A 12,954-nucleotide genomic window follows, 5' to 3' on the forward strand; every position below is an offset into this window, starting at 1 on the left:
ATGGTTAAAACCACCTGCCCCTTTTTTATGCTCGAATCGGATTACTTAGAACCCATAAAGCAATGACACGGCCAGTTCGGTGTCTGTTTTTTCAGAATCTTCCGGTGCATCCGATACGTGTTTGACCCGGTAAGCAACCTTCATCGACAAGTTGTTCATGATGGAGCTTTGCAACGAGGTTTCTGATTTGGAGATTGTATTGTTGTCATCCAGACCAATCTCAGTGCTCAGCTTCTGACGGAACAGGGAGTTTTCAGACAACCCGTAGTCGAACTGCGCGGCGAGGCGGGCAATCGCGTCTTCTTCCACATCTCGCCCGGTATCCGGGTCAACGTCCATACGCTTGTTGTAGCGATAACCAGTACCCGCCGAAAGATCCAGGAACGAACGCTCACCGGCTCGCCATACACGGTTTCCATAACCCGTGGTGACAGACGATTCGAACTCGTAACCCGAGAAGCGATCGTCTTCCCAGTTTCCGCGCAAGAACCAGTACTGCTGTTCGTCGAACTTGTAGTTGGTTTCCAGCGCAGCTCTGTACTCTTCGGCGGTGGTTTCGTCTTCAGCCTCGGTGTACTTCGTGCTGAACTCGCCGCTGTTGCGCCAAGCTTCCCGGTCGTTGATCAGGCCCAGGCGGCCGTTCACTTTTGTTTCGTCGGTGTTGCCTGACGTCATCAACACGCCCAGCTCTGCCTCGCCTTCCCAGTTTTCACTTTCTTGAGCGTGCACAATGGGTGCTACAGCCAAGCAAGCGATAACGAGTGGCTTCCTGATCAACATAACGTCTCCTTAGTTCGGTTTGGTCTTACGATGACGCCGGCTTACGGGCGCGCTCGCCTTCCAGACTTTTCTGCGCCTGACGTTCACGCTCAGCCTGTTTGCGTGCTTTCCGTTCGGCAATCATTCGGGCTGCTTCGCCACCTACGTGAGCTTCACCACGCTGCTCGGCCAAGCGCATTTGGTGTTCCCGCTCTTTGAAGCGGGCTTTCTGTTCTTCCGTCAATGACTCGATGCACTGATGGCAGCTCACCCCTTGTTCATACTCCGGGCGCAGCTTGTCGTCTTCGGTAATCGGACGACGGCACGCGTGGCACTGGTCATAATCTCCGCGCTCAAGATTGTGATTAACTGTGACCCGATCATCAAATACAAAACATTCACCTTTCCACAAGCTTTGCTCTTGGGGCACTTCTTCCAGGTACTTCAGGATGCCGCCTTTGAGGTGGTAAACCTCGTCGAAGCCTTGCTCTTTGAGGTAGGCGGTGGACTTTTCACAGCGGATGCCACCGGTGCAGAACATGGCGACTTTTTTGTGTTTGGCTGGGTCCAGGTTTTGTTTCACGTAGTCCGGAAACTCCCGGAAGGTGTCTGTGGCGGGGTTCAGCGCGTTTTGGAAGGTGCCGATCTCGACTTCGTATTGGTTGCGAGTATCAACCAACAGGACTTCAGGATCGGAAATCAGGTCGTTCCATTCTTTGGGATCAACGTAGGTGCCCACCACTCGTTTGGGGTCGATGCCTTCTACACCCATGGTGACAATTTCTTTCTTAAGTTTAACCTTGGTGCGTTTGAAGGGCTGAAATTCTACGAAGGATTCTTTGTAATCGATGCCGTCGAATCGGTCGTCGCTGCCAATCCAGGCTTTGACGGCGTCGATGCCTTCACGGCTGCCGGCGATGGTGCCGTTGATACCTTCACGGGCCAACAGCAGTGTGCCGTGCACGTCTTTTTCCAGCATCAGGTTTAGCAGTGGGTCGCGTAGGTCTTTGTAATCATTTACGACTGCGAACTTATAGAGTGCGCAGACAACTACGTTGTTGCTCATATTTTTCTCCTGCGGGCCGGATCGTAAATCCGGAGCATGATTGATGGTTATCGCGGGCTTTGTGCCAGCTTGGGCGCGATTTTAACGCACTCCGGGGTGGGTGCAAGTTGGGGGTTACCGTGAACGCTCGGCTCCGCCATCCATGGCTGCGCACGATTTTGGAAAGGATTCCCTCGCACAGGGCTATTTAGGTGCGGGGTTCAAGAAGCCTTTAATCTTCGGCTTTATTTATTTAGTTCGCGCTCGACGACTGCGGATAACTGGCCCCAGCCGGGACGGGTCAGCTGGATGTTATCGACTAGAACCGTTGGCGTGCTGGCTACGCGCAGTTGCATGGCAATTTGCAGACTTTGCTCGACGGCTTCTTTGTGCAGCTCGGTGGTCATGCAGCGGCGGAAGCGGCGTTCTTCAAGGCCAAGATCGTTTGCGTAGCGGGTAAAGGTCGAGACCGGATCGTTTGAGCCGCTCCAAGAGGATTGCGAGCCGTAAAGTTTGTCGTGCATGGCCCAATATTCTCCCTGGTCACCGGCACAACGTGCCGCTTGGGCGGCAGGCATAGCGTTGGCGTGTTGACGCAGCGGCAGGTCAAAGTAAACGAAACGCACTTTGCCGGATTCAACGTATTCTTTTTTCAGACGCTGGCTGGCTTCTGAGAAGCGGGCGCAGGCCGGGCACTGGTAGTCAGCGAACTCGCGCACCACCACCGGGGCATCTTCTGCGCCGACTGAAGTGCCGTATTGATCGAAAATAGCCGGAAACTCATCTGCGTTCTCAGCGGCCACCGGCAGATTGCTGGAGGTAGGCGCCGGAGGCGTTGTCATGAAGTAGACTGCAGCAATCACGGCGACTACGACCACCGCGGCTATTGCGATATAGGCCGGTTTTTTGTTGCCTTGGTTACGCGGCGCAGGGGCGCCTGTTTGTTTGCGTCGCTTTGCTTCACCCATCTTGGGCTCCTTGTCAGGTGTCCGGATACTGGCGGGCGAAGGTTTGGAGTTCCGGAAAGAACTTCAAGAAATTCGCCTCTAACTCGCCTTCATTCTCCCGAATTTCATCAATTATTCCAGTAAATTGATTAGGGAAACGGATGCGCTCGGCTACCCGATCCAGGGCGAATCCGATGTTGTCCAGTTCCAGATAGGCACTGAACCAGTCGTGTTCCACCATACGTCGGGTAACCTTGATCATTGCGGGTGGCATGACCGGCTCATGGGCGCTAAGTTCCCGATATACGGTGTGAATGAACGCGGTTTGTTCGAAATCGCTATAACGATGCCAATGCCGCAGTAGGAAATGGTCGTAGAGGATGTCCAGTGCGACACCGGCGAACCGACGGCGTTGTTTGGAAAAGAGCTGTTTACTGGCCAGAACCTGTGGGTGCTGATCGGTGAAGGTATCTACCGCCAAATGGTGCCGCACTCCCTCCAATACCGGTGCAGGCAACGCAGACCAATCAACACCCCGGGAGAAGTCCCCGAGGATGCTGCCCACCCGTGCCTCGGCGGAATCCGGTGCGAGGAAGGTATGGGCAAGATGGTTCATACGTTAACCTGCGTTGAGACTTGGATGCGACAACTTTACCCTAATCATCGCACTCAATTTCCAATACCTGAAATACGCCTCCAACCTGCCGGTATTCAACACTCACACTATCGCAATCGCGCCATTCATCATCACTGGCGGTCTCGTCATACAACATAGATACGCCTAGTACCGTCAACTCACCCACAAGAGGGTAGGTTTTAGCCGGTAGCCGGCCGGTCAACTCGTACTCACCGGTATCATCGGATTCAATTTCGATGTTGAGCGCTTCCAGATAGATTTTTCCATTCTCATCTTCGAGTTCGTTTCCTTCCACTTCAAGAAACTCTGCATCGTAAACGGATGTTTGGGCGTCATCGTCCTGGTCAATCAGAGTTTTGTTGCTAATTAAAACCCGAACGCCACCCACGTTTAGTTCGTTCTCTGAGGCACCTTCAAAAGGAGTTAAGACCTCTGCCTCCACTTCAGCGTTGCCCTCAAACAACTCAATTTCTTCCGCATAGAGCCGACCCGACCTTATTTCACCCTCGACCTGAACCAGCAGGCCGTCGGCAATGCGGGAGCGCGCAACGTCATCGAACTCGGTTTCGTCGTCATAAACCACCGGAACTCCGTTCAGTGCAAACGACGAATCGGCAACATTCAAAAACTGCACCGGGCCCGTCAGCTCTATATCGCCGCCCTCCTCACCGAGGAATCGACGATCGTCTGAAAAACGAATTTCAGCGGCGGTGACATCGCCTCCCGGAGAGAGGAAGCGCCCTTCCACTTCAACCAAAGCACCTTCCACGATGTCATTAATCGTGAGTTCGCCGGGATAACTTACATTCTGGCCACCACGAACCCACTGGTCACCCATTCGGAACGCGTCCAACTTAACTTCGTCGATACGGCCTTCCAGCTCCAATGGAAAATCAGTTTCTGTCGTGACACTTCCAATATAGCTGGCGCGGTATCCGTCACCAGTCCGCCATGCGCTGACTCGAACCTCCATGCCCTCAGTAAGCTGGTCATTATCAACACGCAACACCGTGCGGCGGTCGTAGCTGATCGTTTGCCCCAAAACCCGGAAGCTACCAGGTTCACCAGTGCTTTCGTCAAGCAACACAAGATCAGTCACCGGCCCGCGGAATGTGTCGTCATAGCTCAGCGCATTGGCGGTGCCGGAGCCGTCCGAACTCCACTCCCCCTCTACCCGGAGAATCATGCCCTTTTCGAGGTCACCTTCGGTCGTAATGTCATCATTGCTCTGAACACGCTGATTAACGATACCGCGCGTCTCAAACTTCACCCCGTTCACAAACACACTGCCAAATCCGGACACCGGCCCAACACTTGACCCCGTGCCGCGAATTCCGCCGTCGGCAATGCTCGTGCCGCCACCGCTACCGCCACAGGCGGCCAGAATGCCGAGAGCGATCGGAGTGAGTACTAGCGTCAGGCGTTTCTTAATGGATTCCGGGGGCATTATGGTCTCCTGTCAGCGGTTCAAGCTGGTCATGATCGTCAGATGAGGTGGGAACGACAGCGCTGGCCGTCTGAATCGGATCTTCAAAATAAAAAACACTCACGCCGGTGCGTACCCGCTCCCCTGTATTCTTGATGGGGTTTTGAGACAGGTCTTGATCGTAGGGCGCCAGCCATTGGTCCAGCTCTTCCAGCAATCGCTGTGACTGCTCTGCGGCGTACTGCCGCCAACGCTCGATCACTTCCGGGGGAATGTTGTCGTAGGTCAGGGTTCTCTGAAACAGCGGTGATCGGCCGGGTTTACGGTCGGTCAGGTTATGGTCAATCGTTGCCAACAGATCCGACACATCTTCACCGAAGATCTGAAGCATTTCTTCGTTGTCACCTGCGGGCACATAAGCGCGTTTCTGAAGGTACAGCTTGCCGGTTTGCTCATCCGCTGAAACCACACCCACGCGAAACAATTCATCCAAGACGGCTCGTGGCGGCATATCGCCACTGTGCTTGCGCACCAGTTCGGTGAAGCTGCCAGCCCCCTCAAAAGGCAGCATGGCGGGCTGGCCATCGGCCGCCTGAAACGCGACATCCCGGACCCAACCAGAGACCACACGGGAAGCGCGGTTAGCGTGAGAACGGCCTTCACGGCCCGAGTGCTCACCGGCCAAAAGATCTCGCTGGCGCTTCACCTCTTTGCGCGTGAGCCCTGTCATGACAGCGGCTCTGGAATCGGTCGGTTTGCGTCGTCCATCGGCAAAATCTTCGAAGGCGGCCTCCACATAGGCACGCTTCACCAGATCAGAAAATTCACTGAACGGGATACCGTTGCGCAACAGCAATCGGGCCAGAGGCCGGAGTATGCGGTACAGCGCTTTATGCAGAGGGTTCGTCTTGGTTGTCGTCATGTTTGGGATTGTATTCCCATAGCCATCCTGAAAGCCAGAAGGGCTGCACTGAGGCAGCCCTTCCGATGACCGTGCTTAGTCACTTACATTACTGGTAAGCACAAACTCACCACCGGCGTTCTGCGTGTATTCCACTTCCACTTCATCACCGGTACGCACTCCAGCCGCGCTGTAGCCGTTGAACAGGATTTCCAGGTTCATAATGGTCAGAGAGCCTGACCCTATCGCATCCACTCGCCCTTCAATCTCGGCAATACCGTTGTCGTCATCATCTTCACGTTCGATGACGAAGGCTTCCAGATAACCGCCATCGGTGTTGCGCTGACGACCTTCCACCTCCAGATAATCACCAACCTGTAGAGCGTTCAGATCGTCTTCCCGACTTCGGCGCTGGTCTGAATCCGTCTCAATAAGTGTGTTGTCGGTCAACCAGACCTTCACACCACCGACAGTCAGAATTTCGTTAGCACGATCAAAATCCTGAATCTCACCGCTCAGCTCGGCATCGCCTTCCTGGCCTTCAATCTCCTCGGCGATAAGGACGCCGTTACGAAACTCGCCTTCTACCTTCACGTAAGTGCCGTCCTGAAGGTTACCGCTGTCCATGTCGTCGAATTCGGTGCCGCCAGAATACTGTACCTGCACGCCGTTGATCGTAAAGGTGCGGGCAGATTCATCGAACGCGAAGATATCACCCGAGATTTCGACTTCGTCATCGTCTTCGAACAGATCGTCTTCTTGGTCGATCTCTTTGGCCATCAAAACGTCACCCTGCAGGTAACCTTCGACTTCTACCGCCATGCCGTTTTCAAGATCGGCCAGATCAAAATCGTCATCGCCGATGGCCAGCTCGTAGTTCACGCTGTAACCAGCGATGGTGAAGGTGCGAGCTGTCGCATCCAGATCCGCCACGATGCCTTCAAGTTCTGCTTCATTACCATCGTCGTCAAATTGAACCCCGATTTTCTTCGCGCCTACGTAACTGGCACGGAACTCACCTTGAGCTGTGCGCCAGCCACTGATTCGTACCCGGTAACCCATCGGATTCGCGACTAGATCATCTGCCGAAGCTCCCCGAAACACGGTTTTACCATCGAGCGTCACTTTTTGGCCCAGCAAGGTCAGCTCGCCCGTGTTGGCAGCGTTGTCCCAGCTTGCGGCGGTCAACGGGCCGCGGAGCGTATCATCGTAGGCAACTTCACTGGCCTGCCCTTCGCCTTGACCATTCCAGCTGCCACTAACCTTGAGAACCATGCCTTTGTGCAACTGATTTTCCCGCTCGAGGCCATCGTTGCTGGCGACACTGCCATCTGTTTTGAATCGCGTACCGTTGACATAAACACTGCCAAAGCCAGTGACAGCGCCCACGCTGCGCCCATCCTGGCCAGTGCTCGCAGTAGAGCTGTCGCCGTCGCTGGAGCCAGAGCCACCACACGCGATCAACGAGCCGGCCAAGGCACCCATCACGACCATCTTCACTGCTACGGAAAGTCCATTACGCTTCATCTCGATTCCCCTGATTGCTCAGTTTTTGTCCAACCCCACTTAATTGGGATTATTTTCCCAAACTCATGAATGGGAATTTAATCCCAAATTGAAAATTTATCAAGTTCCTTCAGCTTACGTTTTGTAAATGTATTGAGCGCACGCTATTGATGCAGCAATGACTATGCGGAAAAACCGTGGTAACACGCATAACTAAAAGCAATTATCATTAGCAATCAAACTATTGCTCACGCTCATCCGGGCTCCTTTGAATCGGCCCATAAGCTGGCTCGCTAAGGCCACCGATTTGCCCTTGATTGTAAAAATTGCATATTTGCTAAACACCAACCTTTCCAGGAGGTCAGATTGCGTTCCCCAGCCCATACCCCACCATCCGGTTTTTCTACCTTCTTGATCGTTTTTGCGCTGGCAATGGGTGGGTTTGGTATTGGTACCGGAGAATTCGCCATCATGGGCCTGATGCCCAACGTAGCGGCAGATCTTGGCATCTCAGAACCGCAGGTGGGGCACCTGATCTCCATCTATGCGTTAGGGGTTGTCGTGGGTGCACCCATACTGGCGATCCTTGGAGCCCGACTATTCCGGCGCCAACTGTTGATTCTTCTGATGATCTTCTACGCCTTGGGCAATGTTGCCAGTGCACTGGCCAGCAATTACCAGTCGCTCCTGTTCTTCCGTTTCATCGCCGGACTTCCTCATGGTGCCTATTTTGGGGTTGCCGCCCTGGTGGCTGCGTCATTGGTATCACCAGACCAGCGGGCAAAAGCCGTCAGCCAAGTGATGATGGGCCTCACCCTGGCGTTGCTGATAGGTAACCCCCTGGCAACGGTTCTGGGACAATCCATGGACTGGCGCTATGCGTTCGGGTTCGTTGGTGCCGTTTCACTGTTGACGGTCGCTCTGATCGCCTTACTACTACCTAAAGACCCAAGCGAGCAACGGCACAGCGCTTTGAGCGAACTTCGTGCCTTCAACAAGCCAGACATCTGGCTGGCGCTTGCCATTGGCGCAATCGGATTCGCAGGCATGTTCGCCGTATTCAGTTACCTGGCGCCCACGTTGTTGGAGGTAACCCGGGTTGATCAAGGCTGGATACCGGTTGCCCTGGTGGTGTTCGGGCTGGGCGGTTTTGTTGGCAATCTGCTCGGAGGCTGGTTATTCGATCGCCTGCAATTCCGCGCCGTGGGCGTGATACTGATTTTCAGCGCCTCTATCCTGGGTCTGTTTCCATCAACCACAAGTTATCTGCCGGCATTATTGATTGCCTGTTTTCTGACGGCGTTGATGGTTGCGCTGGGGCCTGCGTTACAGACTCACCTAATGGATGTCGCCACCGGCGCTCAGACACTGGCCGCGGCTTCTCATCATGCAGCTTTCAATCTGGCCAATGCCTTGGGCCCCTGGCTGGCAGGGCTGGCCATCACAGCAGGATTCGGCTGGCAATCCACCGGATACGTCGGCGTTGCCACCGCGCTGACCGGGTTGTGTATCTTTCTCGTAGCCTGGCGCCGATCGACGCCGGAGTCCGTAGCTGAACCACAAGCCGATGCGGCTCGTTAGATCACCAAAAGCATCAGTTTGCGCGCCGAAACTGGAATCCAGCTCAAGCAGGTGGTCAAAAAACCACTGTTTTCTCTCGTTTCAGTCATTATGATTCCGTCAGGTTAGGCAGTAGAATGTCGAGCGTTAATCAATATTCGTTCGTTATCTATCCGATACCCTGACCCGGTGCGCCACCCATGAACCCAATGGCCTCTGTACAATCCGGCAGTACTCAGGCCCAGCTGCTGCAGCTTCTGGCCACCGGCGATGCACCTCAAAAACCTGGCAACCTCCCCTGCTTCGCCGAGCGTCTGAGCCGTTTATTCGGGCTTGGGGACACCCTGTCGCTGGATGCGGCGACCGCGTTTCGAAGCCGCCAGCCCGGCATGGACCAAGGGCCAGTTTTCGAGCAACTGACCAAAGAGTTGAGCAATACCCGCCGGGCATTGCGGCGGAAGGTCAGCCGCTACGGTGAAGAAGTGGAGCCCGGCGGCGACCCCACAGCCGAGCCCTATCTAAATGCATGGCTGGTGCTTCAGCGCAAAGTCGCCGCCTCCAGCCGTCAGCTCCGGGACAAAGTGCGCAAGGCAATGAAAGAGCACAACCAAAACCTTGCTCGTCTGTCTGAATTGGATGCCGTTTTCGACCACACCATGGCCAGCTTCACCAGCCAGTGTTTCTCTCATACTTCAAAGGTTCTGGAACAACGATTCCACAGCCTGCAAACACCCTCTGATTCATCCCCGGACACCGGCCCTACGCCGGACGACTGGCTCCACCGTTACTGCGAAGACGCGCAGAATCTTTTACTCGCTGAACTGGATGTTCGGCTGGAGCCGGTGCTGGGGTTGCTGGAGGCCTGCCACAACGAGGTAAATGACTCTCCATGAGCAGACTTTTCTTTTTTCTCACATTTGTTTTAGGTTTGGCGGTAACGGGCTGGATTGGCCAGCGTTTCATCGATTCAGACCTGCTGGCACTCTCCGTCACGGTCATCATTGCCGTGGTGTATTCCCTGGGTTTTGTGGAATTGATGGGGTTTCGCAGCACAACCCGAGAGCTGTCCGACAAGCTCAACACCACTCCGGAAACCCGCGAGCAACTGTCAGGCTGGCTAGCAGGCCTACCGGAGCAAGTGCAGTTTGCCGTGCAACGGCGCATTGACGGTCATTTTGCCGCCCTGCCCAGCCCACAATTCACACCTTATCTGGTTGGTCTTTTGGTTATGCTCGGCCTGCTGGGCACATTTGCTGGCATGATTGTGACCCTGAGCGGTGCAGCCTCTGCACTGGATGGCAGCACCGAACTCAGCGCCATTCGCAGCGCATTGGCTGCGCCCATCGCCGGGCTGAGTCTGGCCTTTGGCACGTCCATTGCCGGTGTTGCGGCTTCCGCCATGCTGGGACTGGCCTCTACGCTGAGCCGACGCGAACGGTTACAGGTTTCCCGCCAACTGGACAAAATACTGCGCCAGCGGTTGTACCACCTGTCCGCAGATCACCAACGGCAACAAGCATTCAACGCGCTGGAATCGCAAGCGGAAGCCTTACCGCAAATGGCCTCTGCCATGGAGAGCATGACCGCCCGTATGGAGCAGTTGGGCCAGCAATTGGAGCAATCTCTGACCCAGAATCAGCAGGAATTCCACAGTACGGTGGGCAACCACTATCAAACTTTGGCCGACTCCGTGGCTGAATCGCTGGAAAAAGCCCTGGAATCCAGCACTCGCCTCACAGCGGAACGGATTGAACCGATTGTCAGCAATGCAATGACCAACCTGCAGTCCAGCGCTGGCAAGCTCCATGAAAACTGGGCGAGCACCACGCAGCAGCAACTGGCCGATCTGACCGACGCTTTCCAGAAAACCACCAGAGAGGCAAGCGAGTACTGGCAGCAGAATCTTCAGGCGCAACAGCAAGCCTCCGCTGAACATCAGCAAGCCTTGCAACAGAGCTCGGAGCAAGCGCAGAAGCAGCTGTTGGATCAAGTTCAAAATGCTACAGAACAAACTGCCCAGCACTGGCAAACCGGTGTTGCACAACAACAGCGAACCGCCGAAAAGTTGGTAACCGATCTGCAGAACACCCTGCAGGAATACCAAACCCAGTTCCGAAACGAGACTGCCGGGATTGCAAGCCAACAGCAGCAAGGTTTGGATGCACTGATTACCCGCATCAGCGAGCAGCTTACAACGCTGCATGAACAAGAAGTGGCCCGCGGCGAAGCCGCTAACAAACAGTTGGCGCAGCTGGAAGCAACCGTGACCAATCACCTGACAGAGCTCGGCGCTGGGCTGGAAGTGCCCATGACCCGCCTGATCGAAACTGCCTCGGAAACACCGAAAGCAGCGGCGCAGGTGATTTCACAGCTGCAATCCGAGATGGCCCGCAACAGCGAGCGTGAAAACCAGTTACTGGAAGAACGCCAGCGCTTGGTTCAGGAGTTGGACAGCCTTCTAGAATCTCAGCGCAACAACGCCGATAGCCAACGCCAAGCGGTGGATTCTCTGATCAGCGGCGCCGGCGAGACCCTGACCGGCATCAGCGAACGCTTCAACGTACTCATACAAGAGCAGAGCCAGCAGCTTGGTAAATTGGGGGCAGATCTCACCGGCAGCAGCCAGGAAGTGGGTGCGCTCAGCGAAGCTTTCCTCAAGGCGGTCGAACTGTTCAGCGCATCCAATGCGCAACTTCAGGACAGCCTTTCTAACATCCAGAAAGCTCTGGACACCGCCGGCAACCGCCACGACGAGCAGTTGGCCTACTATGTTGCGCAAGCCCGTGAAGTGATCGACCTGTCTGTCAGCTCCCAGAAGGATGTTATTGATGCTGCGGCGGCACTGCGCTGCGGCGAGCTTGAGGCCAGCGGAGCGAATTGATGGAATATTTGGAGGACAGCGAACAGCAGTCCACGCCGATCTGGGCGATTTTCTCTGACTTGATGGCCGCTTTGGTGGGCATTCTGGTGTTGATACTGGTGTGGGTGATCGGTGTTCAGCTGGAACTCAGCCAGTCTCTGGCCGATGAAAAAGCCAAACGGGAAGCCGAACAAGAACGACGTATTGCGCTGGAACAAGCACTGGAAGACCCGCTGACCAAAGGCTTGGTGACCTTCAGCAATGGTCGCATTGGCATCAGCGGCAACGTGCTGTTCCAGTTGAATTCGGATCAACTACAAGCGGATGGCGTCGAGGTGTTGGAATCGCTGGTGACCCCGTTGAGAACCTATCTGACCCAGCACGATGAATTGTTGATGGTCAGCGGCTTCACCGATGATCTGCCGATGCACCGGGGCAACCGGTATCAGGACAACTGGGGACTGTCTGCGCAGCGAGCGCTCACCGTCACGCGCACTTTGATGGAACTAGGCTTGCCAAACGATCGGGTTTTCGCAGCCGCGTTTGGCCCGCATCACCCTGCTGTTCCCAATGTGGATGCGGAATCTCGCGCCCAGAACCGGCGTGTGGAGATCAGCACCGTGCCGCGTGCACCCAGCGATACCGCTGCCGACACTCACGCGGACGCCGGAAGCTGATGTCTGATCTGGCGGAATCGTCTATGCTTGCTTCGCTGCAAGCGGTCGGCGCGGACCAAAGGGATCCAGTGCGCTTTCACTATTTGGCGACGCTGGAGCGTCGCCTGCGTACGAAGGGGCTCAAGGGCACTACTCATTGGCACAAACTGGAGCGGGCCGTCGCCGAGTTACAGGCCAGAGAGCCTGAAAATGCCAAGCAGCCTTCGACGACTGAGCCCTGTCGTCGTTCCCCTCTGATCGAGTTGATCGAAACACTCAATCAGGCTCCAGGCAGCGCTCCGGCACAAGCACCCCGCTCTGAAATCGAGCAATTGATTTTCGGGGTAACGGACGATGAAGAGATTGGGCGCTCACAAACCACATCAAACAGCCCACAGCCTTTGAAAGCCATGGCTCGTGCAACGGCGGACCACGGTGTTCAAGCCCTTCAAGACCGCATTCGGCACGCCATCGTCGATATCCCCGAAGATGCCGGCCCGATGAATGCCCATCGGCTGGTCAGCCGGGCCATTGCCGAGATGCAGCGGCTGTCACCGGAGTATCTCAACCGGATGGCGAATTACACCGACACGCTGATGGCGCTCGAGAAGCTGGGTCGAAAAATCGAAATTACCAAGCCGAAATAAAATCCGTTCA

Annotated in this window: 12 protein-coding genes; 5 read left to right on the plus strand and 7 right to left on the minus strand. The window is 55.3% G+C overall.

What is annotated here, in order from left to right:
- Window positions 1-45: 45 nt before the first annotated feature.
- The 7 genes from K5L82_RS10695 to K5L82_RS10725 form a co-directional block, all read right to left on the minus strand.
- Complete coding sequence (locus K5L82_RS10695) at window positions 46-780, minus strand: YdiY family protein (protein ID WP_223134149.1); 735 nt, start codon at window positions 778-780, stop codon at window positions 46-48.
- 25 nt (window positions 781-805) lie between these two features.
- Window positions 806-1,825: a rhodanese-related sulfurtransferase gene (locus tag K5L82_RS10700; RefSeq protein ID WP_223134150.1), complete on the minus strand. Its 1,020-nt coding sequence runs from the start codon at window positions 1,823-1,825 to the stop codon at window positions 806-808.
- Between the two features lie 224 nt (window positions 1,826-2,049).
- On the minus strand, window positions 2,050-2,772 hold the full coding sequence (locus K5L82_RS10705) for a DsbA family protein (protein WP_223134151.1): 723 nt from the start codon (window positions 2,770-2,772) through the stop codon (window positions 2,050-2,052).
- Window positions 2,773-2,785: 13 nt separating this feature from the next.
- Window positions 2,786-3,367 (minus strand): ACP phosphodiesterase, encoded by a 582-nt coding sequence (locus K5L82_RS10710; protein WP_223134152.1) that lies wholly within the window; start codon window positions 3,365-3,367, stop codon window positions 2,786-2,788.
- A 40-nt stretch (window positions 3,368-3,407) separates the two neighbouring features.
- Window positions 3,408-4,835 (minus strand): DUF5666 domain-containing protein, encoded by a 1,428-nt coding sequence (locus tag K5L82_RS10715; protein WP_223134153.1) that lies wholly within the window; start codon window positions 4,833-4,835, stop codon window positions 3,408-3,410.
- Window positions 4,816-5,736: a DUF6502 family protein gene (locus tag K5L82_RS10720; protein WP_223134154.1), complete on the minus strand. Its 921-nt coding sequence runs from the start codon at window positions 5,734-5,736 to the stop codon at window positions 4,816-4,818. Before K5L82_RS10720 ends, K5L82_RS10715 begins: the two co-directional genes overlap by 20 nt.
- A 75-nt stretch (window positions 5,737-5,811) precedes the next feature.
- Window positions 5,812-7,242, minus strand: a complete 1,431-nt coding sequence (locus K5L82_RS10725) for a DUF5666 domain-containing protein (RefSeq protein ID WP_223134155.1) — start codon at window positions 7,240-7,242, stop codon at window positions 5,812-5,814.
- 411 nt (window positions 7,243-7,653) lie between these two features.
- On the opposite strand from K5L82_RS10725, the gene K5L82_RS10730 reads away from it, so the two are divergent.
- The 5 genes from K5L82_RS10730 to K5L82_RS10750 all read left to right on the plus strand — a co-directional run bounded on the left by K5L82_RS10730 (window position 7,654) and on the right by K5L82_RS10750 (window position 12,944).
- Complete coding sequence (locus K5L82_RS10730) at window positions 7,654-8,802, plus strand: MFS transporter (RefSeq protein WP_410505867.1); 1,149 nt, start codon at window positions 7,654-7,656, stop codon at window positions 8,800-8,802.
- A 179-nt stretch (window positions 8,803-8,981) separates the two neighbouring features.
- On the plus strand, window positions 8,982-9,674 hold the full coding sequence (locus K5L82_RS10735) for a DUF3348 domain-containing protein (protein WP_262492639.1): 693 nt from the start codon (window positions 8,982-8,984) through the stop codon (window positions 9,672-9,674).
- Window positions 9,671-11,662 (plus strand): DUF802 domain-containing protein, encoded by a 1,992-nt coding sequence (locus K5L82_RS10740; protein WP_223134157.1) that lies wholly within the window; start codon window positions 9,671-9,673, stop codon window positions 11,660-11,662. Before K5L82_RS10735 ends, K5L82_RS10740 begins: the two co-directional genes overlap by 4 nt.
- Window positions 11,662-12,318 (plus strand): OmpA family protein, encoded by a 657-nt coding sequence (locus K5L82_RS10745; protein WP_133004677.1) that lies wholly within the window; start codon window positions 11,662-11,664, stop codon window positions 12,316-12,318. Before K5L82_RS10740 ends, K5L82_RS10745 begins: the two co-directional genes overlap by 1 nt.
- Window positions 12,318-12,944, plus strand: a complete 627-nt coding sequence (locus K5L82_RS10750) for a DUF2894 domain-containing protein (protein WP_223134158.1) — start codon at window positions 12,318-12,320, stop codon at window positions 12,942-12,944. The genes K5L82_RS10745 and K5L82_RS10750 overlap by 1 nt, the downstream gene beginning before the upstream one ends.
- The last annotated feature ends 10 nt before the right edge of the window (window positions 12,945-12,954 follow it).

Origin of the sequence: Marinobacter sp. AL4B (genome assembly GCF_019916045.1) — a bacterium.
Taxonomy (GTDB): domain Bacteria; phylum Pseudomonadota; class Gammaproteobacteria; order Pseudomonadales; family Oleiphilaceae; genus Marinobacter.